Source organism: Pseudomonas sp. PDM02, from assembly GCF_014852285.1.
Lineage (GTDB): Bacteria > Pseudomonadota > Gammaproteobacteria > Pseudomonadales > Pseudomonadaceae > Aquipseudomonas > Aquipseudomonas migulae.
On the sequence record NZ_JACVBL010000003.1, the window covers coordinates 251,233 to 273,864 of the forward strand.

The following is a 22,632-nucleotide window of genomic DNA, read 5'->3' on the forward strand; positions in this document are numbered from 1 at the left end:
GACTACCGTCAAATCGCCAAGGCCGGTATATCCTTGGCTTCCCCAACGAAGCGGACCCGTGATGACCCTGACTCCCGTTCGATTGCACAGCTGGTTGCGCCTGCAGCGTGAGGCCGTGCCTCTGGCCGCCCGGGCCGATGCGTTGTGCCGGGCCTTGCAGGATTGCCCCGAGGTGCGTCGCGCGGTTTACCTGAGCTGGCAACCCCAGGCGCGGATCTACAGCCATGAAGGTGCCGCCCAGCATTTTCCCCCGGGCCAGGGCGATCCTTCGCTGGCCAGCGATCAGTTGCTGTTCGAGCGTTTGCTGGAAGCCGGGCGCCTCGACCTGGCGCAAGTGCGGCAACTGGATTGCTGGTTGGCCGGCCGACTGCGCCGCGCCGCCATCAGCCATGGCCAAGTGTTCGATCTGGCGTTGACGCCTGGGCAAGCCGGGTTGTTGCTGGTGGAAGTCTGCGAAGGCGTGAGTTTCGATTGGCTGGGGTGGGTGCAGGATTTGCTCACGACTTTGCTCAGCAGCGTCAACGGCATGCTGCGTGGCTCGCCACTGTTGGGCCACGATCCGCAACCGAGCCTGTTGCTCGATGCGCAGGGACGGCCGCAGGAGTTCAACGCGGCGTTGCTGGCGTTGCTGGCGGAAAAGCCGCTGAGCGACGTATTCGGTTTTCTGCCGGTCAACCATCGGGTACTGGTGCGCGCTTGCCTGGACCAGCAGCGCGCCATTGAAGGGGTCGAAGCCCAGCTCGAAACGCAGATTCTGATCTGGACATTCATTCCCGATCCCCAGGACAACCGTGTGCTCGCCCGTTGCCGCGACGCCACCGCGCAAGTGCTGGCCGAGCGCGAAGCGGCCCAGGCGCGGCGGTTGTACCGGCTGATCATCGAGAACACCACAGACTTGATTTCCCGTCACACACCCGACGGCTGTTTTCTCGATGCCTCCCCTGCGTCATGGACGTTGCTCGGCTATTGGCCGGAAGAACTGCGCGGGCAAATGGCCCAGGGCCTGTTCCATGGCCAGGACCTGGCAAGCCTGGTGCAGCGTGCCCGCGATGCGCTGGAGCAGGACGGTTATCACACCATGACCTATCGCATTCGCCATCGGAACGGGCATTACCTGTGGTTCGAAACCGCCAGTCGGGCGATTCGTGAAACCTATACCGGCACGGTGGTCGAGGTGGTCAGCGTCTCCCGGGACATTACTGCCAGAGTGCAGGCCGAAGAGAACAAGCGGCGCCTGGCCGAAGTCGTCGAGGTCAACACCGATCCGGTGCTGTTCATCGACCCCGAGGGGCAAGTTACTTACCTCAACCCGGCGGCACGCCGCATCCTCGGCATAGGCGAGCAACAGCCGATGCCGGTCCTGGCACAACTGTTCGCCAGCGCAGACCTGACGCGTCTGCAACGTGACGGCTGGAGCGGCGCCGAGCGCGACGGCGTCTGGAGCACCGATGCGCGCTTGCATCCACCGGGCGGTGGCGCGTCGGTGCCGGTGTCGCTGGTGCTGTTGGCGCATCGTTCGGCCGGTGGCGAGCGCTACTATTCACTGGTGGCGCGGGACATGACCGAACGTGAACTGCGCGAAGTGCAGCAGCGCCGCCATCAGGATGAACTGGCGCACACCGCGCGCCTGGTCACCCTCGGTGAACTGGCCTCGGGCATCGCCCACGAAATCAATCAGCCGCTGGCCGCGGTGGTCAATTACGCCAACGCCAGCCAGCGTTATTTGCAGACCGTGGATTCCAACCCCCAGGCGGCCGCCCGGGTTGCGCAAGGGCTGGAACGCATCACCCATCACGCCACGCACGCTTCGGAAGTGATCCGCCGTTTGCGCGCGTTTCTGCGCAAAGGCCAGCGCCGCATGCAGGCGCTGAACGTCACCGATGTCGCCCGCGAAGCCGTGCGTTTGTGCGCCTGGGAAGCGAGTAATTGCCAAGTGACAATCGAGGATCGTCTGCCGGATAATCTGCCGCCCGTTTATGCCGATCGAGTGTTGCTGGAACAAGTCCTGCTCAATCTGTTGCGCAATGCCATCGATGCCAACCGCGAACAACATCCCGGCCAGCCCTCGCTGATTGTGATGACTGCCGGGCAGGGCAGTGCCGCCACCGTGGACATCACGGTGCAGGACCAGGGGCCCGGCGTGAGCGAGCCCGAACTGGAGCAGATTTTTACCCCGTTCTATACCAGCAAGGCCGATGGCCTGGGGCTCGGTTTGTCCATGAGCCGCAGCATCATCGAAGGCTTCGGCGGAGAATTGCAGGCCCGCCGCCAACCGGTCGGGCTGCTGATGTGCTGTCGCTTGCCGCTTGCCGGTCCAACAAAACAACAACAGGAATAATGCAATGGCGGGTGTGACGGAGCACGTGGTGTATGTGGTCGATGACGATCAAGGCATGCTCGATTCAACGGTCTGGTTACTGGAATCAGTCGGCCTCAAGGCGTTGCCGTTTACCAGCGGTGTTGAGTTCCTCAATGCCTGCGATGCCAGCCTGGCAGCCTGTGTGCTGCTGGATGTACGCATGCCCGGCATGGGCGGCTTGAACGTGCAGGAAGAAATGCGATTGCGCGAACTGAACCTGCCAATCATCTTCGTCAGCGGTCACGCCGATGTGCCGATCGTGGTGCGTGCGTTCAAGGCCGGCGCTCACGACTTCATTGAAAAGCCCTACAACGAACAACTGCTGCTGGACAGCGTGCAACAGGCCCTGAGCACTTGCGCGACCCACCGTTCGGGTAATCAGGGGCATGAAGCGTTGCAGGCGCGTTTGCTCACGCTGACCCCACGGGAACGCGACGTCTTGTTGCCGCTGGTGCAGGGTTACACCACCCGCGAAATCGCCGAGCAACTGGGGGTGAGCGCAAAAACCGTCGACCTCTACCGCTCACGCGTGATGAAACGCATGCAGGCCAATACCCTGCCGGACCTGGTCGGCATGGCCATTGCCGCCGGAATGGTTGATCCATTGAAGTTGCGTTGAATCCACGCGTTTTCCGCCGAACGACTATGCTGGGCTAACCGATCCCGTACCGTTGCAGTGATCAGGAGGCCTCCATGGAGCCCACTTCGTTCTCCGAAAAAACGCTGACGCGCACGCTGCTCGATGTCCTTATCCGGGCTGGGTTGATCGCGGTTCTGGTGCTGTTCTGCTTTGAAATCTTCAGCCCGTTCCGTGACCTGATGCTGTGGTCGCTGATCCTGGCGATTACCCTTTACCCGTTGCAGGCGCGTCTGAAAGGGCCCTTGGGGCAGAATGACGGGCGCATTGCGACGCTGATTATCCTGATCGCCATCGTCATCCTGGTGTTGCCGATTTACTTTCTGGGCACCTCGATAGCCGACTCGGTCGACCGTGTGATGGAAGTGGTCAAGGGCGGCGACTTTCACCTGCCACCACCCGCCGAATCCATTGCCAGTTGGCCATTGGTGGGGCAGCCGCTGTTTGACTTGTGGCTTGAAGCCTCAACCAATCTTCCCGACCTGACCGCCAAATACCTCCCGCAGATCAAGCACTTCAGCCTGTCCCTTTTGAGCAAATTGGCCGGCGTCGGCATGGGTTTCCTGACCTTCATTTTCGCCTTGATCATCGCCGGTATTTTCATGGCCTATGGCGAGAGCGGCAGTCGCAGCGCGGTGCAGATTGCCTCGCGGGTCAGCGACCCGGCCAAAGGACCGAAAATTGCCGCGCTGTGCACCGCAACGATCCGTGCGGTCGCGCTGGGCGTGGTCGGGATCGCGTTCATCCAGATGCTGTTGGTGGGGCTCGGGTTTGTCTTCAAGGGCATTCCCGGCGCCGGTTTGCTGGCCCTTGGGGTGCTGTTGCTCGGCATCATGCAATTGCCGGCGACGCTGATCACGGTTCCGGTGATTGCCTTTGTGTTCGCCACCGAAGGCGCCAACACCGTGACGATCGTGTTCGCCATCTTCGTCTTTGTCGCCGGCCTGGTGGACAACGTGCTCAAACCGCTGCTGCTGGGGCGCGGTGTCGATGTGCCGATGCCGGTGGTGCTGATCGGCGCGCTTGGCGGGATGGTCACCAGCGGCATCATCGGGTTGTTCATCGGTCCGGTGGTGCTGGCGGTCGGGTATCAATTATTCTGGCAATGGGTTCGGGATCAGCCTTCGGAGGGAGGAGGGCCGCCACTATGAATGCGCCGGGCGATGAACTGCTCAATCGCGTACTGATCGCCCATGGTGGTCTGGAGCGCTGGAGCAGTTTCAACCAGGTACGCGCCACTATCGTGACCGGGGGCTCGCTCTGGGCCATGAAAGGGCTGACCCAGGACAGCGCGCCACGGCAGATGACCGTCTGGCTGCATGAGCAGCGGGCCTCAGTGACGCCCTTTGGTGGGGCCGATCAATTCACCGCCTACACCCCGGATCGAATCGCCATCGAAAATACCGCCGGCAAGGTAATCGCCGAGCGATCGAAACCCAGAGAGTCCTTCCGCGACCATGGGGAAAACAGTCCCTGGGATCCCTTGCACCGAGCGTACTTCAACGGTTACGCGCTTTGGTCGTACCTGACCATGCCTTTCCAGTTTACCTGGCCGGGTGTCGTGACCGAGGAAGTCGAGCCCTGGCACGAGGGCTCGGAGCGCTGGCGTCGTTTGCGGGTGACCTTCCCCGAGACAATCGCCACGCACTGCGCGGTGCAGGATTTCTACTTCGGTGCAGACTTTCTGTTACGTCGTCACGACTACAACGTGGATGTCAGCGGTGGCCTGGCTGCCGCGCAGTACGTTCATGGCTATGTTGAAACCGACGGCTTGCGCATGCCCGGCAAGCGGCGCGCCTATCGACGCAAGGCCGACAGTCAGGCGGATGAGCACGCCTTGCTGGTGGCGATCGATCTCAGCGACATCGGCTATTCGTAATGCACTGCGGAGGAATGAATCATGACCCTGCATGCCTGGGAAAAACTCTATCTCGATGACCTGAGTCTGGGTCAGGAGTTTGAAAGCGACCCTGTTCGCGTCCATCAGGAAGCGATGTTGGCGTTTGCTCGCGAATACGACCCGCAACCTTTCCATTTGAGTGCCGAAGAGGCCGAGTTGAGTCTGTTCGGCGGTCTGGCGGCCAGCGGCTGGAACACTGCGGCCCTGACCATGAAGATGCTGGTGGCCAGCGTCCCCCTGGCGGACGGCATCATTGGCCTGGGCATCGAGCTGAGCTGGCCGACACCGACTTATCCGGATGACGTGTTACGCCTGTTCAGCAAGGTGCAGGCCATCGAACCGTCGGCCTCCAAACCGGATCGGGGCGTGGTGACGCTGTTCATGGAAACGCTGAATCAGAATGACAAGGTGGTGCAGCGTGCAACCGGGAAGCTGCTGGTGTTCAGAAAACCCCCAGAGGATTGAAGCGCTGCCGGCGTTCGCCATTTCTCGACGTCGCTGACGACAGATCCCCAAACAAGCTGCCCGGGGGTCGCGGTCCGGCAAAGGAACCGCGGCGACCGATCAATCAGGCGGCAGGCAGCAGGCCTTTCTGTTTGGCGACATGAGTCGCCATTGCGTCCATCAAATCCGGGGACAGGCAGTCATAGGGCTCCAGGCCGATAGAGCGCAGGCGCTCACGGATGGCTTTCATTTGCGCTGGTGGTGTGCCGGTTTCGATGATGGAGGACACGAACGCCGCGAAGCCTGGCGCAGCCCATCCTCGTTGGGGAGAGAGCTCGGTGTGGACGAAGTCCAGGCCATAAAACGGATGGTCCTTGTTCTCGATGCGCCCAAAGAGATGGGCGTGGCACTGCTTGCAGGCATGGCGCTGGATGGTGGCTTTTTCGTCGACAATGGCCAGTTTTTCGCCGTGGGCAGTGACGCTGACCTTGTCCCGAGGCACCACGGCAATGACGGCGAATATCGCGTTTTGCGGTTTCCAGCATTTGCTGCAGCCGCACGCGTGGTTATGCAGGGTTTGCGCGTCGATCCGGACCTCGACTTTGTCGTTCGCACACAGGCATTGCAGGGTGCCTCCGGTGAAATTCGCGTCGGCGGGTTGGATACCATTGTCCAGGGCAGGATGAAGTTTCAAGGTACTCACGTTGGCGTCTCCCTTTGAGTGGGCCAGACAAACAGCGGCAGGGTGTGAGTGACGAAAGCTCGCCATTTAAATCCTAGACTATCTTCGGTAACCGGGTGCGCCCCCGTCATAACCTTCAAACTCCGTTGGCTGGTTTGACGGGGGGCATGCACTTTAGAAGCTGAACCGCTGCAGCATGACGCCCAGTCCGTCGGACATTGCCTTGAGTTCCTGGGTTGTGCGCACGATCCCGCTTTGGGCGGTGGCGTTCTCTTCCACACTTTGCGCTACTTTCTCGACGTTGCAGGCGACCTGTTCACTGGCGGCGCGTTGTTCCTGGAGCGACACCGAAATGAAACTGACGGCCGCAAGGGATTCGTCCAGCACACCCTTGATCCTGCCCATGGAATGGCCCGCGCTTTCGACCAGTTTCTGACCATGAGTCACGCGTTCACAGCCGGCGGCCATGCTGTCTTTGGCTTTGACCATGCCGCTTTGTATGGCATTGACCAAGGCAACGATTTCCGTGGTGGATTGGGCTGTGCGGGCGGCCAGGCTGCGCACTTCATCGGCGACCACGGCGAAGCCGCGACCTTGCTCGCCCGCGCGTGCCGCTTCAATGGCGGCATTGAGGGCCAGGAGATTGGTCTGTTCGGCGATGCCGCGAATCACACCGACAATCAGGCTGATGTCGTTGGACTGAATCGCCAGTTGATCGATGTCCGATGAACTTTGTGTCACCAGATCGGCAATCTGGCCCATTTCCTGGATGGAGGCCTGCATGACCTCCATGCCTTCGCTGGTGATTTCGCCTGCTTTCTGTGCGGTGCTCTGAGCCTGTCGAGCATTGTCGGCGATGTGAGTGATGCTGACGGATAGCTCTTCTACCGTGGCCGCCATGGAGGAGGCTGTCTCGCTTTGCAGTGCGGCGCTGCTCAATCCTTGTTCGGAGGACGCAGACAATTGCAGTGTGGCCCCTTCGATCTGCCCGGAGGCCTGGCTGATCTTGCCGATCATCTCGCTCAGGCTGTGGCGCATCGCCTGGACGGAGTGCAGCACCCCCGTCGACTGTTGCTGATCAAACTGTGTAGCGGCGAGTTTCCCTTGGGCGATGTTCGAACTGATGGCCGCCAGTTCTGCCGGTTCGGCACCGAGTTGACGGCTCAACAGGCGGGAGAACAAGACCGTGTAGGCCACGCCCGCGATCAGGGCCAATGCCAGAATCAACAGGCTGAGCTGGAGACTGGAGGTATAGGCGCTCTGGTTTTGCTCGAACTGGTTCTTGGCCTCCACCAGTTGAACTTCGATCAACTCGGAAAACTTGGCTGACAAGGGATCGATCAGTGGATACAGCTGATCTGTCGCGAAACGCGCGAGACCAGCAGCGTCGTTCTGGCGCAGCAGGCCCTGCAAGTTTTGCAATGGACCGTGGGTCGCTTCCATCAGCGGGTCGATTTGCCCGATCAAACGGGTTTCTGCGGGGATCAGCTCTGTTGATTTGTACGCGCGCCACGTCTGATCGATTTCCCTCTGCGCTTGCTCTATCCGGGTCAATGATTCAGCGTTGGTGAAGTTGCCATTGCGTGCCTTGTGGGTGGCATCGACGATGTCCACGGCGTACAGGTCGGCGATTTTTTTCAAGTCCCGCAGCGGCACGACCCGATCGAGGTACACAGTCTCCAGACTGCGTACAGCGGATTGCATTCCCAAGAGTCCAAGCCCGCCGACACACAACAAACCCAGGAGCAAAGTGCTGGTAAGCACAAGCAGATGAGTCCTGATTTTCCAGCTTCCCATAGTCCGTAATTCCTGAGTCAGCTAATAGATGGCGATCAAGAGGTCAGCGTTAGGTGCAATAAAGGCACATTGGCATCATTGGCTGAGACCCAGGAGAAAAAACATCGTGTGATCGGCGAGAATTTATGAATTTGCGACACGGGGAGGCACGCTATTGGAGTCGGTGCGGTCGACGATGAGTGTGCAGGTTGCCTGGTCCATCTTTGAATTTTTCACTCACTACTGAGCAAGATCGCAGACTTGACCCAGAATGAATCTACTGCACGCTGTTTGTTATCTCTGAGGGCTAAAGTCCCATGAGCGATTCGGATGCTCCGCCACCCGCTCCCGAACCGGGCCGGATTACGCACAGGCATACTGGCGATCAAACCCACTTGAGCCGTTGGCTGCCGGGGCTGCGGACGTTGAGCCGCTACAAGATGGCATGGTTGCGGCGCGATATTGTGGCCGGACTCGTGCTCACCACCATGCTGGTGCCCGTCGGCATCGCCTACGCGGTGGCGTCGGGGGTGCCCGGCATTTATGGCCTTTACGCGACCATCGTTCCATTGCTCGCTTATGCGTTGTTCGGCCCCAGCCGAATCCTGGTGCTGGGGCCGGATTCCTCATTGGCAGCCATCATTCTCGCCGTAGTCTTGCCGCTGTCCGGCGGTGACCCGCATCGGGCGATCGCCCTTGCCGGCATGATGGCGATCGTCTCGGGGGTGGTGTGCATCCTGGCGGGTGTCGCGCGGCTGGGTTTTGTCACCGAGCTGCTATCCAAACCGATCCGCTATGGCTACATGAACGGCATCGCGCTGACGGTATTGATCAGTCAACTACCCAAGTTTTTCGGCTTTTCGATTGAATCCGACGGACCGCTGCGCAACCTGTGGGCCATTGCCACCTCGGTGATGGATGGAAAAACCAACTGGACCACCTTCATGATCGGTGCAGCCACCGTGGCGGTCATCTTGTTGCTCAAGGACAAAAAGCGCGTGCCGGGGATTCTGATCGCCGTGGCAGGCGCCACCGTCGCCGTTGGCGTGCTTGACCTTACAACCCACAATGTCGCGGTCCTCGGTTCGCTGCCCCAAGGCTTGCCGGCGTTTGCCATCCCTTGGATCAGTCGCGCCGATATCGTTCCTGTAGTGATCGGAGGTTGCGCCGTTGCGCTTGTCTCGTTCGCCGACACCAGCGTGCTCTCGCGCGTTTATGCGGCGCGGACCAAGACCTATGTCGACCCAAACCAGGAGATGGTAGGGCTCGGCATCGCCAACCTTGCCGGCGGTTTGTTCCAGGGGTTTCCAATCAGCAGCAGTTCGTCACGCACGCCTGTGGCCGAGGCGGCGGGGGCCCAAACCCAACTTGCCGGCGTGGTTGGAGCGCTGTCTGTTGCCTTATTGCTGGTGTATGCCCCGGATTTGCTGAAAAACCTGCCCACCAGCGCACTGGCGGCGGTGGTCATCGCTTCGGCTATCGGCCTGATCGAGGTCGCCGACCTGCGACGGATTTATCGTATTCAGCGCTGGGAATTCTGGTTATCGATCGTTTGTACGCTCGGTGTGGCCGTATTCGGCGCCATCGAGGGCATTGGCCTGGCCATCGTTGTCGCGGTGATCGAGTTTCTATGGGATGGCTGGCGGCCGTATTCTGCGGTGTTGGGTCGCGCCAAAGGTGTCCAGGGCTATCACGACATCACGCGTTATCCGGATGCGCGCCTTATTCCCGGCCTGGTGCTGTTTCGCTGGGATGCGCCGTTGTTTTTTGCCAACGCAGAACTGTTCCATGACCGAGTGCTGGACGCCGTGGCGACATCACCCACGCCGGTTCGTTGGCTGGTGGTAGCAGCCGAACCGGTCACCAGCGTGGACGTGACTTCCGCCGACATGCTGGCTGAACTGGACCAAACCTTGAACGAGGCTGGCATCACGTTGTGCGTGGCCGAGATGAAGGACCCTGTCAAAGACAAGTTGAAGCGCTTCGGACTTTTCGAGCGGTTTGGCGAAGCTGCGTTTTTTCCGACTTTAGGCGTCGCCGTCAGCAGCTATCTCAAGGTCCATCCCGAGGAATGGAGGGAAGGGCAGGATGAGGATCGCGATTAGACAATAGTGCGGGCTCGCTATCGGGGTCGGCGCGGTAGCCGACCCCGATCCCGGTTACTTGCGCACGTTCTGGTACAACATCAACCTGGACGTTTCATGCATGCCGCGGGTCAGTTGCACCAGGCGCTTGAACTCTTCAGGGTTTTGCCCGGCTACGTTGTCCAGCGGCGTCGCTGAGGCCAGATCGTGCAGCGTCGGCGAGCTGCCGTCGTGCTCCATCTGCACCATGTAGTGTTGAGTGACGCCCGCAATCAACGGGAACGTACCTTCACGCAACACCAACGGCACTACGCGTTCACCCTCGGGCGCAGGCTGCTGGATGTCACGCCCCAGGCCGCTGTTACGAAACTCAAGGCCGGCCATGCCCGCCACGGTTGGCAGCAAGTCCACCAGGCCGACAGCTTCCTTGACGGTCCGCGTGCCGAGCAGGCCCGGTGCATGGATGATCATGGGCACCGCGTTGCTTTCCAGGCCCAGTTGCTCATAAGCCGGTGCCAGGAAAGGGATCTGGGCGATACGGGTGTTGTGGTCGCCAAACAGCACGAAAATGGTGTTGTCGTAGTAACCGCCTGCTTTGGCAATTTCCATCAAGCGTCCGATGTTGAAGTCCAGCAGGCGCACGGCGTTGTACTGCTCGACACTGCGCGATCCCGCAGCCTGAACTTCAGCGAGGGTAGGATTCTTGACCTCGAATCCGTCATTGCTCTTGGGAATCGTGAAGGGACGATGGTTACCGGCCGTCTGCACATAGGCAAAGAACGGTTTGTCCTTGGGCAGCGCTTGCAGGATCTTGTCGGTTTCCTTGAACAGATCCAGATCTGAAATCCCCCAGACATCCACCACCGGGGATTTCCAGTCCCGCTCTTCGAACAAACGAACCCCGTCGATACTTTGCCGGATCAAGGCATTCATGTTGGCCCAACCGGAGTTGCCGCCAATGGTGTAGATCTTCTCGTAACCGGTGAAGGCATTGATCAATGTGTGCTGCTTGGTGATCAGCGGATTACGCGTTGCTGTTTCCTGTCGAGTGACGTCTGGAACCCCGCTAATGCTGGCCCAAACGGTTTTTGCGGTCCCGGTGACCGGAACATAGAAGTGCTCGAAGAACCAGCTCTGTGTGGCCAGGCGATCGATATTGGGTGTCGGATTGATCGGGTTGCCGTAGGCACCGACGGCACTGGTACCCAACGATTCGAGCATGACAAACATCACGTTCGGCGCCCGTGTGCTCGATACTTTGTAGGGTTGTGGCGCCTGGTGACGGACGAAATTCAGGGTTTGCGGATCGGGCTGATCCACGCCCAGGTACTTGGCAATCACGGCATAGTGTTCACGCACTTGCGCTTCGTCATAGCGCGACTGGCCGACCTTGACCGTGTCGTAGAGGAAAATCACCGGGTTCAAGCCCAGCGCAGCGACCTGGTTATTGCCGGAGAAGAACGCATCGCTCCAGCGCAATGGGACAGGGTTTTCCAGGTTCATGTTCTCGACACGACCCAAAATACCCAACAGCACCAACACGACCATCAACGCGCTACCCCATGTAACGGAGAGCGGGTGAATGGCTTTACGGGGGCGGTCCAGCGTCACGCGCTCCAGGCGCACCAGGGCCAGCATCACCATGGCGACCGTTGCCAGCCACCCCAGTGAAATCCAGATAACCGGGTAGGTTTGCCAAACCATGTCACGGGATATTTGCGCGTCGTCTATGAAGCGCAGCACGGTGGCGTTGATTCGTACGCCCAGATAGGCGTAATGGCCAAAATCGACGATATAGATCAGCAGCAGGGCGCCCAGGGCGACTGACAGATACACGCGTGCCAATCGGCGAAGCAGGCGGCTGCTGACAAGATTCCAACGAGGAATCCAGGCCAGCAACGCCAGTGGCAACATCACCAGGATGGCCAAACGCAGATCGAAACGAAAGCCGATGCCCAGGGTTTCCAGGACGGCATGATCGTCGCTCAATGCTCGGGCGTCGAAACCGGAGAAGCCGAAAAAGAACACCACCCGCAGCAATGCAAACAGCACAAACACAATCGCTGTCGCGCCTAGCCAATAATGCAAACGTCTCGATTGCAGCCAACCCATCCATGTACCCCTGTTAAAAATGTCGTTGAATCTCAAATGGATCCGGAGTCTTTCACTGCGCCACGCCGTGTGTTCAGCCAGCCGTACGTCCAGCGCGCCGCGAGCATCAGCAATGCCGCGCAGCAATACAGCCCCAGCAGCGGATCAACCAGGTAATCCCAATAGTTATGCGAAGGTTTTACCCCGGCGATGAAGGCCAGGGTCGCACTGGCCAGCATCACGACGGCCAGGTAGCTGCGCAGGTAAAACAGACCTGCCGTGAGCAGAGCGAAGAAGATCAGCATCGGGCGCGGGCTGAAGCCAAACCGGTAAGGGTCCAGATGACTCAACCCCAGTGTTGCCGGATACAACGCCAGTGCCAGCGCAGCGAAGATAATCAACACGCGGGTTTTATCCTGCTGAGCAGCCGGCAGGAAACCCAGTCGACGCAAACAGCCCCACGCCATGAACACCAAGGTCGTCATCGCAAGGTCATCAATGTGGCTGCGCAGGTAAGCCGCCAAGGACAAGCCGTCCAGCGGTATAAAGCTGGCGGCCAGCAATGCAACCAGCAGCACGATCTGCGCAGCCCGCTTTAAGCCGAAAGAAGGCAGCAACAGAAAGATGATCATTGTGAAACTGAGATGCGCTTGCCAAAGGTTGATCATTTGGCATGCTCCGACAGCCATGCATCGTTGAAGGTGACGTGCTTGATGAAGGTGTTGTTCCAGGAATAAACCAGGTGATACATCCCGTCGGGACTGCGGATGAAGTACGGGTATTCATATTCGAAACTGCAGGCTTGTTCCTTGCAGACCCGGCTGTCCAGGTTGTTCAGGAACTGCGCTTCCAGCGGTTGGCGAAGTGCGCCACTGGATCCGCGAAACTCTCTGCCGATGATTTCCTTGTAGGCCTCGGGTGAAAACGTATCGCCCTCTGGATCAGGCGATTTGTCGAGGTCGCGCAGCGAGCGCCAATCGTCCATTTTTGCGTCGGTGCCATAAAGACTCAGTTTGAAGCGCCCCTCTTGCAGGTCATTGAGTGCCACCAGCAGCCCATGTTCGGGCGTCGCTATGGCCGCCAACGAAGAATTGGGGTTCGAGGGATCGAGCGGATAAGGCTCGCTCCAGGTTTGCCCGGCGTCTTCAGTGCGGGTCGCCAGTACTCGATGGTGGGTGTTGCCGGCATAGCGCAGCAAGGCGATGCCGCGCTGTCCATCCAGCGGAACGACCGTGGGTTGCAATGAGTTATTGCCATGGCTGATGCGGAATTTATCGATCACCTCACCGTCTGCGCTCAAGTACAGGTACTCGGAAAACTTGCCCAGAAATTCGTGGTAGACCGGTAAGCCGATGGAACCGTCGGCATGAAACACCGGAGCCGACCGTACCAGGGTGCTGATATTCAAGAAGGGCGAGGTGATCAATTGGCGCGGCGCCGACCATTGGCGTCCATAGTCTTCAGAGACCATTACATTGACCGCACTACCGGCCCAGCCCCCCATGGACACGGACACGTAGAACAACCAGAGCCGGTTATCCGGTGCGAGCGCAACGACCGGGTTACCCAGTTTTCGAATGTATTTACCAGTGCCCAGTTGGGTCGACTGCCGAGTCGCCAATACCTGTTCCGCACCCCATTCGCCGGTTTGCGCGTCGAAGCGGGCAGAGCGCACCTGCACATCGGCTGCGCCTTCACGCGTACCCGCGAACCAGACGGTCATCAGGCTACCGTCAGGCAAGGCGGTTACCGCAGAGGAATGCACGAAGTCCACCAGCCCGGATGAGGCAAAACGGCTGGTATAAATGGGTTTGGCCACTTGCTCAGCCACAGCCCTCACCGGGTTCATCAGGGCAAAGGAAGAATGCACAGGGGCAGGGTGGGTGAACCATGCGGCCGCAAACAGGCAGGAAAGCGCAACATAAGCCAAGAAGGCAGGGAGGGAGGGTAGGTGGATGCGCATAATCGAGGCTGTGCATCTTATGGCCGATTCAGGCAGCTCAACCTATCACTTGTAGTAGCAGACTCGGGCTTTAGCGAGCCGCTGCTTTGTAAGCAAATGTTTGTAGCGCGATATTCGGACCTTGAAATTATAAATAAATATTATTTATCAATGGTTTAAAGATGCTGCTGGGCGCCAGGCCGTTAATCGAAAAACTGCTCTCGAAGGCGGAAGAATAGACTGAAATTCACAAAAACCCATTCAGCGAGCCGAGCGTCGCGGCCTGTTCGGCCGCCAACGCTGCCTTCGCGCACTAAAAGCGGATCCGTTATTGATCTACCTGCGCCTTAATTGCCAAAACATTGCAGGGCACCTTATACAACACGTGCTCTGTAGTACTGCCAATCAGCTTGTGCAGCCCTTTACGGTGCGTATCGCCCATGATGATCACATCGGCTCGGGTGTGGGCCGCGAAGTCGGACATCACTTTGGTGGGCGGCCCTTCAATGAAGTGTTGTCGTTCAGAGGGCACGCGGTAGTTTTCAGCCAGCGTAATGAAGGACTTGTTCAGTGACCGGCGTACATCGGTACTGAAGCCCGGCATCGTCACGGCGCCGGCACCGGCGTCAGAGATATGTGTCAGCGATGGGTCGAAGGCGTGCAGCAGGTGCAGCTCTGCATCGCACTGCATGGCCATCCGCTGCGCAGCCACGATGATCCGGTCATTGAGGTCGTTAATCTGGTGCTCTGGATGCGACAAATCCACTGCCGCCACAATCACCCGCGGAAGTGGACACCTGACTTCGCTGACCAGATGAACAGCAACCGGGCAATCGCGCAGCAGATGCCAATCCAGCGGCGTGACGAATACGCGTTTGAGTGCTGATTCGTGGTGTACGTCCTTGATAACCAGGTCCGGTTGCAAGTCTTTCACATGCTGAAGGATTTCTTGAAGTACGTCCCGAGCCAATACAACTTCGGTGGTCACCGCAATGCCATTGCCACGTATCAGTTGGGCTTCATCTTGCAGCCACTTCTGGTTCTCTTGCTGACAGATTTCGCGAAATTGCTCATTCCCGCTCATCAACCCCAAGATGTCGACGTCTTCAATGAACACCGCGATATGCAGCACTGCGTCAGTGGCTTTGGCAAGTGCGACTGCCCGCTCCATCGCCGGCGTGTGACGCATGGTTGGACCGACAATCAGAAAGAGGCGTTGATATTGGCTCATGTCGCACCTCCAGCATTCCGGGTTATCCGTTGGTTTTTGCCAGCACTTTCGTCCGCCATACCATTGGCGACCTCTACGGCCTCAACTTCCTGGGTCGCCAATACCAATATACGCCTGCATTCAGTGAGCGCGCGCGGGACGAGTTGCCCTATGCACTTATTAAAGCAGGCAGGACGAGAGGGGTCATTGCTCCCACTGTTCCAGCAGTATCGAGACGAATTTTTCCGCTGCCGGAGAGAGTGAGGCGCCTCTTCGGTAAACCAGTCCCAGCGATCGGTTCACGACAGGCTCTATCAAGGGGACGCTCACCAAGGTTGGATGATCCACCGCCGGCATTGCGAGGCTCGGCATTGCCGAAACGCCTAGGCCAGCTTCTACCAGGCCCAGCGATGTAGACAGGTGTTGCACCTCATAGAACCACTGTGGACGCCAGCTCAAGCCCGACAACGCGTGGTCCAGCAACATGCGGTTGCCGCTCAGGCGACCGACCCCGATAAGGCGGTAATTGCTCAGTTCAGACCAGGTGACCGAACTGCGCCCGGCCAGCTCATGATCGCGTCGACACGCCAAAACAAAAGGCTCGTTGACCAACGGCACAAACTCAATGTCGGGGTGCTGGCCGCTCATCATGTTGATGCCAAAGTCGGCTTCGCCACGCAGAACAGCCTCCAGTCCTTCGTTCGCACTGAGATCAAGCAAACGAATGCGGATTTGCGGATAGCGCTCGTTGTAGAGGCGGATGACCGAAGGGAGGAAGTAGAAGGCTGCGGTGGGGATGCAGGCGAGGGTCACACGGCCGCTCTGCCGCTCCGCCAGCTCGCGGATGTTAAGTATCGAGTCGTCGAAGTCATCCAGTAAGCGTCGTGCCTTGGGCAGGAAGTCTCGCCCAACGCTGGTGAGGCTTACCCTTCTTGTCGTGCGATCAAGAAGCGCTGTTCCCAATCCCTCTTCAAGCTTTTTCATTCTCCGACTCAACGCGGGTTGAGAAAGATGCAAGGCATCGGCAGCTTCGTGGAAGCTTCCAAGTTCCGCGATTTTCACGAAAGATCGGATGTCATTGAGCTCATAATTCACTTTTTTTATCTCGGCAGACGAGCGTTATTCAGCCAATTCATCCTAGATTCATCATGCGTCAAACGCAATAATCAGGCTGATATTTGCATTGGAAACAATTTTTAAAGCCTGCGACTCTTGCTCACAAGACATCAATAACCCCCATTGATCAACAAGAGTCAGTATTCATGCAACGAATTCCCTGTGTGCTAATGCGCGGTGGTACTTCCAAGGGCCCGGTATTTCTCGCCTGGGATTTACCTGTTGCGATCGAAGACCGTGATGAGCTGCTGCTCAACCTTATGGGTTCTGGCCATGAGCTGGAAATTGACGGCATCGGTGGCGGTAGTCCACAAACCAGCAAGGTGGCGATCGTCAGCCCGTCGCTGCATCCTGACGCGGATGTCGACTATCTGTTCGTTCAAGTCATGGTCTCCCAGCGTCGAGTCGACACTGCGCCCAATTGCGGCAACATGCTTTGCGCCGTTGGCCCGTTCGCCATCGAGCAGGGGTTGGTAAAAGGCACCAAAGACCTGACCCGTGTGCGTATTCGCAACCTCAACACGGGGACTTTTGTGAACGCCGAGGTACAGACCCCGGGTGGCAAGGTCAGCTATGAAGGCGACACTGCCATCGATGGTGTGCCGGGTACCGCCGCTCCTGTGCAACTGACCTTCCTGGATGCGGCGGGCAGCAAGACGGGCAAGCTTTTCCCGACCGGGCAAACGCAGGATCTGATCGACGGTATTGCAGTGACCTGCATCGACATGGCGATGCCGATGATGATCGTCGAAGCTGGCCAGTTGGGTAAGCGCGGTGATGAAAGTCCTGCAGAGCTGGATGCCGACAAAGAATTTCTGCGTCGCCTGGAGGCCTTGCGACTGCAAGCTGGCCTGGCAATGGGCCTGGGTGATGTCAGCGACAAAGTGATCCCCAAGCCTGTACTGGTTTCACCGGCCAAGGCTGGCGGCACAATCCAGGTGCGCTACTTCATGCCACACAATTGCCACCGGGCCTTGGCGATCACCGGTTCCATCGGCCTGGCCACTGCTTGTGTCACTGAAGGCAGCGTGGTCGCGCAATTGCTCGGCGGGGTTAGCGAGCCACGCTTGCAGCAAGTACGCATTGAACACCCAAGTGGTGGAATAGATGTCGTATTGTCCTACACCGGCGCTCAGGGTGAGACCATTCGTGCTTCGGTAGTGCGTACATCGCGCAGGCTGTTCTCCGGTTTTGTCTACGCCGCGGCTTCCCAACGACTCGCCGGATAACGTCCCCTAGTCATTGCCGTTTTTGCATCAGCACAATTCTAAAAATGGGTGATGCCATGAAAGTTGTAAAATCGCTCTACTTTCAGATTCTCTGCGCCGTGCTGTTGGGCGTACTGGTCGGACATTTTTGGTCGCAGCAGGCCATCGCCTTGAAGCCGCTGGGTGATGCCTTCATCAAACTGATCAAGATGATGATCGCTCCGGTGGTGTTCTGCACCATCGTCACGGGTATCGCGGGTATGAGCGATAAACGCTCCCTCGGACGCCTGTTGAGCAAGACCATGCTGCTGTTCCTGGCGTTGACCGTGATCAGCCTGATTATTGGCCTGGTGTCGGTCTACCTGTTCAAACCCGGTGTGGGCATGAACATCGACCCCACCCAGTTGAGCACCAAGGGCTTGTCGCAGTACACCGATTCGGCCGCGAAGCTGGGAGTGGTCGAGTTTTTCATGCACATCATCCCCGACACGTTCATCGGTGCCTTCAATAAAGGTGAAGTACTGCCGGTGTTGTTCATCGCGGTGCTTTGCGGTTTTGCGCTGTCGGCCATAGGCGAGCGTGGCAAGCCGGTGCTGGATGTACTGGAATCCGCCTCGCATATGGTGTTCAAGATATTCTCCTACCTGATGCGCTTCGCTCCGATCGGTGCCTTTGGCGCCTTGGCGTTCACCGTGGGCCAGTACGGTATTACATCGCTGGGCTCGTTGGCCAAGCTGATCATGACGCTGTACGTCGCCTGCGCCTTCTTCGTCTTTGTGGTGCTGGGGAGCATCTGCCGGGCGAATGGTTTCAGTCTGTGGAAGTTGCTGCGCTACTTCCGCGAAGAATTTCTGGTGGTGCTCGGGACTTCTTCCACCGAGCCGGTGATGCCGCGGATGCTGGAAAAGCTGCAAGCCCTGGGTTGCAAGAAAGGCGTGGTGGGGCTGGTGTTGCCAACGGGGTACTCGTTCAACCTCGACGGTACGGCCATCTACCTCTCGCTGGCAGCGGTGTTCATTGCTCAGGCCTGCAACATCGAACTGAGCCTGACGCAGACCGTGACCATGCTGGCAATCATGCTGTTGTCCTCCAAGGGGGCAGCGGGCGTCACCGGCGCCGGCTTTGTCGCACTGGCATCGACGCTGACAGTGATCCATGACATTCCCTTGGCCGGCCTTGCCTTGCTGATCGGTATCGACCGTTTCATGTCGGAAGCCCGGGCTTTGACCAGTCTGGCAAGCAACGCCGTGGCTACCGTGGTGATGTCCATCTCGGAGAACGCCTGTGATCGCGAAACACTGATGCGGACTCTGGACGGCAAACCTTCGCCTGCCGCACCCCCAGCCCAAGTCCAGAACCCCGACTGGGATGGCCTGAAGGTCACCGAACACGCTTGACCGTTCGCGGCTGAATCCAGCCCCCTTAAATACCTCAATGAATAACTCCCGCCAGGCACCGTTGATCGTGCCGTCTGGCGGGGACGGGGTCGCGCGCCTGTGCGTCGGCCACGCTACTCATAAGAACAAGAGAACTGACCTATGCTCGCATTGCTTGGATTGGCCATGGTGGTGGTCTTCACCGTCCTGATAATGACCAAACGGTTATCGCCGATTGTCGCGCTGACGGTGGTGCCGATTGTGTTTGCCGTCATTGGCGGTTTCGGTGGCACTACCGGCAAGATGATGCTCGACGGCTTGAAAATGGTCGCTCCTTCGGCCGCGCTCCTGCTGTTCGCGATCTTGTTTTTCGGCTTGATGATCGACGCCGGTCTGTTTGACCCGCTGATTCGCAAGATCCTCAAACGCGTCAACGGCGACCCGATGAAAATCGCTGTCGGCACAGCGTTGCTGTCGCTGCTGGTGGCCCTGGACGGTGATGGCACCACCACCTACATGATCACCTGTGCGGCAATGCTTCCCCTGTACAAACGTATCGGGATGAATCCGATGATTCTGGCGACCATCGCCATGCTTTCTCTGAGCATCATGAGTGGCATGACGCCTTGGGGAGGGCCGGCGACCCGAGCGATCGCGGCGCTGGGCCTGGATGCCGGTGAATACTTCGTACCGTTGCTGCCGACCATGATTGGCGGCGCCATGTGGGTGGTGTTCACCGCGTTTCTGCTGGGCCGTGCCGAGCGCAAACGGATCGGCAATATCCAGTTGGAAAGCGGCGGGGGAGATTGCTACATCAAGGCGATTCTTGAAGACACGCCACACAAGCGACCGAAACTGGCCTACGTCAATCTGCTGTTGGTGATCGCGGTGATGGTCGCACTGGTGATGGGGATCATGCATTCCGCGATCCTGTTCCTGATCGGCTTCGTACTGGCGCTGATGATCAACTACCCGCAACTGGATATTCAGAAGGAACGCATCCTCGCCCATTCGGGCAACGCCATGACTGTCGTACTGTTGGTGTTTGCCGCCGGCATCTTTGCCGGGATTTTCTCCGGCACCAAGATGGTCGACTCCCTGGCGCAAACCCTGGTTGACTGGATTCCGCCGTCCTGGGGGCATCTGTTCCCGCTGGTGGTGGCGATTACTAGCATGCCGCTGACATTCGTTCTGTCCAACGATGCTTATTACTTTGGCGTGGTGCCCATTCTGGCGAATGCCGCTGCGGCGTATGGCATTGATCCGGTGGAAATCGCCCGCGCGTCGATTCTCGGGCAGCCAGTACACCTGATGAGTCCGCTGGTCGCCTCAACCCTGTTGCTGGTGGGGATGGTCGATCGCGATATCGGCGACTTCCAGAAAGCCACCGTCAAATGGGCGGTGCTCACTTCACTGGTCATCACCGCGCTAGCCCTGCTGACAGGGGCGATCAGTCTCTTCACCTGATTCACCCAAGCCACCTGTTTACTCCCAAGGCGCCTCGCCAGCGAGGCTGTCGCGCTGTTCTGCACTCCAAATAACAACAATGAGTAGTTTTCCATGACCACTTTGCATACCCAACGGGCGCTGTTTTCACTTCTTGGTTTGTTGCCGCTGGCCAGTGCCAGCGCAGAAGGATTTATCGATGACAGCAAGCTCAAGCTGCAATTGCGCAACGTCTATTTCAATGAAAACTTCCGCGACGAGCATGGCTTGAGTGCCAAGTCGGCAAGGACGGCGAAGAGCGAACGAACCGAATGGGCCCAGGGATTCCTGTTGGATTACCAGTCGGGATTTACCCCCGGCACCCTCGGGTTTGGTGTTGATGCCCTTGGCCTGGTCGGGGTCAAGCTCGATTCCGGCCGTGGCCGCAGCGGTACGGGTTTGCTGCCCGTCCATGATGACGGTCGTGCGGCAGACGAGTTTGCAAGCCTGGGTTTGACTGCCAAGGCCCAACTGGCCAAGACCACGGTCAAATACGGCACCTTGTTACCCAAGACTCCGGTGCTGATCTACAACGACGCGCGTCTGTTGCCGCAAACGTACCAAGGCACGCAGATCAGTAGCGTCGACATCGAAAACCTCACCCTCACCGGGGGCTATCTGGATCGATTCAAACTGCGCGATTCCACCGACAGCATGCCGATTGTGCCCGACGGTTACGGCGGAGATAAATCAGGGGACTTCAGCTATGCCGGGGCCGAATACAAGCTGGGGAAGAGCGTTCGTTTGAGTTACTTCTATGGCGAGCTGGAAAACTTTTACCGTCAGAATTTTGCAGGTATCCAGCACGATCTACCCTTGGGCGGCGGCGTGCTGACCAGTGACTTGCGCTACTTCAACAGTGTCGATACCGGCTCGGCCTACGGTGGCAAGATCGACAACAACATGCTGAGCGGGCAACTGTCCTACGCCATTTCCGGCCATACATTCGGCGGCGGCTATCAGACCCTCAGTGGTGACGCTGGATTGCCCTTTATCAGTGGCGCAACGGTGTACTCGTTCAGCAACGCCGGGATAGGCAAGTTCATCGAGGAAGATGAAAAAACCTGGATGCTTAATTACGGCTATAACTTTGCCGCCCTCGGCGTGCCGGGCCTGACGTTCTCTACTCGCTATCTGAGCGGCAACGACGGCAAGTCCAACACCACGGTAAAAGAGTGGGAACGTGACGCCGAACTGGCTTATGTCGTGCAACAAGGCACCTTCAAGGGCTTGGGTGTGCGGTTGCGCAACTATGTTTATCGCTCTGATTATTCCCGTGGCCGAGACAGCAACCGGATCTACTTTACCTACGACATCGCGCTCTGGTGATTCCCTGATCGCGGCCTCGCGATATTCGCAGGCCGCCTTTTCAGCCTCGGCCTCACAGGATTGGGTGAAGGATTTCAACGATGTCGTTTAAAACCAAAATACTGTTGCTGACGTTGTTTCCCGTGATGCTGTTTGCCCTGGTTTCAGGGTTGAGCACCCGCGGCACTTTGCAGTCCCAGGCCGAACAAGAAGTCGCTCAGACCCGCGAGCGACTGCTTGAAGAGAGCCGCACTCGGCTCAAGGATTACGCGAGCATCGCTCGCACTTCCATAGCCGAACTTTATGATCGGGCTGCTGCCGGGGATCCGTCCAGCCGAGCCTTGGCGATCAGCCGCTTGTCGAAAATGAAGTATGGCGATGACGGCTATTTCATCGGTTATGACAGCCAGGTTGTACGCCTGTTTCGCGGTGACAGCAGCGAAGGCGTCGGCACCAACATGAGTGATCGCAAAGACATCAACGGGAAATACTTGAACCGCGAAATGGTCGCTGCGGCAAAAAATGAGACTCACTTCGTCACCTATTCAGGAGGGCTGGTCAACACCGATAAGGTGGTGGCGAAGCTCGCGTACAGTTTTTATTTGCCCAAGTGGGACATGGTCGTGGTCACGGCGATCAATCTGGACAGTATCGACGTTCAGGTCGCCAAGGTGCGGGCTGATGTTGATGCGCGGGTGCACAGCTTGATGTTCAGCATCGCCATCATTGCTTGTGTGCTGGTTGGCATTATCGGTGTGTTGGCTTTACTGCTGGTCAAGCGCAGCTTACGTCCCTTGACCCTGATCCGGGCCCACCTTGATGAAATCGCTGCGGGCGAGGGCGATCTGACGCGGCGTCTGCCGGTGGTCAGTCGAGATGAGCTGGGGCAACTTGCCGGTTCGTTCAATGCGTTTATCGATCAGATTCACAGCCTCGTCAGCCAGATCGTCGCCATGAGCGAGCAGTTGAATGGATCTGTGAGCCATGTGGCCGAGCAGAGCAGGCATATTGACC

General features: G+C 58.4%; 17 protein-coding genes and 1 pseudogene. 11 read left to right on the forward strand and 7 right to left on the reverse strand.

The window, feature by feature from the left end; all coding sequences use genetic code 11:
* Positions 1 to 61 precede the first annotated feature (61 nt).
* From IB245_RS07520 to IB245_RS07540, 5 genes are all read left to right on the forward strand, one after another.
* A complete protein-coding gene (locus IB245_RS07520) occupies positions 62 to 2,338 on the forward strand; it encodes a PAS domain S-box protein (protein WP_192227172.1) in 2,277 nt (758 codons plus the stop codon).
* 4 nt (positions 2,339 to 2,342) lie between these two features.
* Positions 2,343 to 2,978, forward strand: coding sequence for a response regulator transcription factor (locus IB245_RS07525; protein ID WP_008026356.1), 636 nt, complete (start codon positions 2,343 to 2,345; stop codon positions 2,976 to 2,978).
* Positions 2,979 to 3,052: 74 nt separating this feature from the next.
* On the forward strand, positions 3,053 to 4,147 hold the full coding sequence (locus IB245_RS07530; protein ID WP_008041498.1) for an AI-2E family transporter: 1,095 nt from the start codon (positions 3,053 to 3,055) through the stop codon (positions 4,145 to 4,147).
* Entirely contained in the window at positions 4,144 to 4,875 is a 732-nt protein-coding gene (locus tag IB245_RS07535) for a hypothetical protein (RefSeq protein WP_192227173.1), read from the forward strand. The genes IB245_RS07530 and IB245_RS07535 overlap by 4 nt, the downstream gene beginning before the upstream one ends.
* A gap of 21 nt (positions 4,876 to 4,896) precedes the next feature.
* Complete coding sequence (locus IB245_RS07540; RefSeq protein ID WP_008026361.1) at positions 4,897 to 5,361, forward strand: MaoC family dehydratase; 465 nt, start codon at positions 4,897 to 4,899, stop codon at positions 5,359 to 5,361.
* A 103-nt stretch (positions 5,362 to 5,464) separates the two neighbouring features.
* Here IB245_RS07540 and gfa read toward each other — a convergent pair whose 3' ends face one another.
* Entirely contained in the window at positions 5,465 to 6,043 is a 579-nt protein-coding gene (gfa, locus tag IB245_RS07545) for an S-(hydroxymethyl)glutathione synthase (protein WP_192227174.1), read from the reverse strand.
* 153 nt (positions 6,044 to 6,196) lie between these two features.
* Positions 6,197 to 7,819, reverse strand: coding sequence for a methyl-accepting chemotaxis protein (locus IB245_RS07550; RefSeq protein ID WP_192227175.1), 1,623 nt, complete (start codon positions 7,817 to 7,819; stop codon positions 6,197 to 6,199).
* Positions 7,820 to 8,115: 296 nt separating this feature from the next.
* Between IB245_RS07550 and IB245_RS07555 the strand changes: the two genes are divergently transcribed.
* Positions 8,116 to 9,903 carry a SulP family inorganic anion transporter gene (locus IB245_RS07555; RefSeq protein WP_192227176.1) on the forward strand — a complete coding sequence of 596 codons (1,788 nt, stop codon included), beginning with the start codon at positions 8,116 to 8,118 and terminating at the stop codon, positions 9,901 to 9,903.
* 54 nt (positions 9,904 to 9,957) lie between these two features.
* Here IB245_RS07555 and IB245_RS07560 read toward each other — a convergent pair whose 3' ends face one another.
* The 5 genes from IB245_RS07560 to IB245_RS07580 all read right to left on the reverse strand — a co-directional run bounded on the left by IB245_RS07560 (position 9,958) and on the right by IB245_RS07580 (position 16,220).
* Positions 9,958 to 11,994 (reverse strand): LTA synthase family protein, encoded by a 2,037-nt coding sequence (locus IB245_RS07560; RefSeq protein WP_192227177.1) that lies wholly within the window; start codon positions 11,992 to 11,994, stop codon positions 9,958 to 9,960.
* A gap of 32 nt (positions 11,995 to 12,026) precedes the next feature.
* A complete protein-coding gene (locus IB245_RS07565; RefSeq protein ID WP_192227178.1) occupies positions 12,027 to 12,641 on the reverse strand; it encodes a hypothetical protein in 615 nt (204 codons plus the stop codon).
* Positions 12,638 to 13,936 (reverse strand): sialidase family protein, encoded by a 1,299-nt coding sequence (locus IB245_RS07570; RefSeq protein ID WP_192227179.1) that lies wholly within the window; start codon positions 13,934 to 13,936, stop codon positions 12,638 to 12,640. Before IB245_RS07570 ends, IB245_RS07565 begins: the two co-directional genes overlap by 4 nt.
* A 307-nt stretch (positions 13,937 to 14,243) precedes the next feature.
* Entirely contained in the window at positions 14,244 to 15,146 is a 903-nt protein-coding gene (locus tag IB245_RS07575; RefSeq protein ID WP_192227180.1) for a universal stress protein, read from the reverse strand.
* 183 nt (positions 15,147 to 15,329) lie between these two features.
* Entirely contained in the window at positions 15,330 to 16,220 is an 891-nt protein-coding gene (locus tag IB245_RS07580; protein ID WP_032832639.1) for a LysR family transcriptional regulator, read from the reverse strand.
* 167 nt (positions 16,221 to 16,387) lie between these two features.
* Here IB245_RS07580 and IB245_RS07585 point away from each other — a divergent pair, with 167 nt between their 5' ends.
* From IB245_RS07585 to IB245_RS29340, 5 genes and pseudogenes are all read left to right on the forward strand, one after another.
* A complete protein-coding gene (locus IB245_RS07585; protein ID WP_008026398.1) occupies positions 16,388 to 17,470 on the forward strand; it encodes a 4-oxalomesaconate tautomerase in 1,083 nt (360 codons plus the stop codon).
* Between the two features lie 44 nt (positions 17,471 to 17,514).
* Positions 17,515 to 18,846, forward strand: a complete 1,332-nt coding sequence (locus IB245_RS07590; protein WP_192227181.1) for a dicarboxylate/amino acid:cation symporter — start codon at positions 17,515 to 17,517, stop codon at positions 18,844 to 18,846.
* Between the two features lie 141 nt (positions 18,847 to 18,987).
* Positions 18,988 to 20,292: a CitMHS family transporter gene (locus IB245_RS07595; RefSeq protein WP_008041516.1), complete on the forward strand. Its 1,305-nt coding sequence runs from the start codon at positions 18,988 to 18,990 to the stop codon at positions 20,290 to 20,292.
* 93 nt (positions 20,293 to 20,385) lie between these two features.
* Positions 20,386 to 21,639: an OprD family porin gene (locus tag IB245_RS07600; protein WP_192227182.1), complete on the forward strand. Its 1,254-nt coding sequence runs from the start codon at positions 20,386 to 20,388 to the stop codon at positions 21,637 to 21,639.
* 125 nt (positions 21,640 to 21,764) lie between these two features.
* Positions 21,765 to 22,535 (forward strand): annotated as a pseudogene (locus IB245_RS29340) (cache domain-containing protein); the annotation flags it as partial.
* Positions 22,536 to 22,632: the final 97 nt, after the last annotated feature.

Excerpts from the sequence above, each read along its gene's own strand:
- IB245_RS07520 (WP_192227172.1), top strand. The coding sequence starts at position 62 with ATGACCCTGACTCCCGTTCGATTGCACAGCTGGTTGCGCCTGCAGCGT.
- IB245_RS07525 (WP_008026356.1), top strand. The coding sequence starts at position 2,343 with ATGGCGGGTGTGACGGAGCACGTGGTGTATGTGGTCGATGACGATCAA.
- IB245_RS07530 (WP_008041498.1), top strand. The coding sequence starts at position 3,053 with ATGGAGCCCACTTCGTTCTCCGAAAAAACGCTGACGCGCACGCTGCTC.
- IB245_RS07535 (WP_192227173.1), top strand. The coding sequence starts at position 4,144 with ATGAATGCGCCGGGCGATGAACTGCTCAATCGCGTACTGATCGCCCAT.
- IB245_RS07540 (WP_008026361.1), top strand. The coding sequence starts at position 4,897 with ATGACCCTGCATGCCTGGGAAAAACTCTATCTCGATGACCTGAGTCTG.
- IB245_RS07550 (WP_192227175.1), bottom strand. The coding sequence starts at position 7,819 with ATGGGAAGCTGGAAAATCAGGACTCATCTGCTTGTGCTTACCAGCACT.
- IB245_RS07555 (WP_192227176.1), top strand. The coding sequence starts at position 8,116 with ATGAGCGATTCGGATGCTCCGCCACCCGCTCCCGAACCGGGCCGGATT.
- IB245_RS07560 (WP_192227177.1), bottom strand. The coding sequence starts at position 11,994 with ATGGGTTGGCTGCAATCGAGACGTTTGCATTATTGGCTAGGCGCGACA.
- IB245_RS07565 (WP_192227178.1), bottom strand. The coding sequence starts at position 12,641 with ATGATCAACCTTTGGCAAGCGCATCTCAGTTTCACAATGATCATCTTT.
- IB245_RS07570 (WP_192227179.1), bottom strand. The coding sequence starts at position 13,936 with ATGCGCATCCACCTACCCTCCCTCCCTGCCTTCTTGGCTTATGTTGCG.
- IB245_RS07575 (WP_192227180.1), bottom strand. The coding sequence starts at position 15,146 with ATGAGCCAATATCAACGCCTCTTTCTGATTGTCGGTCCAACCATGCGT.
- IB245_RS07585 (WP_008026398.1), top strand. The coding sequence starts at position 16,388 with ATGCAACGAATTCCCTGTGTGCTAATGCGCGGTGGTACTTCCAAGGGC.
- IB245_RS07590 (WP_192227181.1), top strand. The coding sequence starts at position 17,515 with ATGGGTGATGCCATGAAAGTTGTAAAATCGCTCTACTTTCAGATTCTC.
- IB245_RS07595 (WP_008041516.1), top strand. The coding sequence starts at position 18,988 with ATGCTCGCATTGCTTGGATTGGCCATGGTGGTGGTCTTCACCGTCCTG.
- IB245_RS07600 (WP_192227182.1), top strand. The coding sequence starts at position 20,386 with ATGACCACTTTGCATACCCAACGGGCGCTGTTTTCACTTCTTGGTTTG.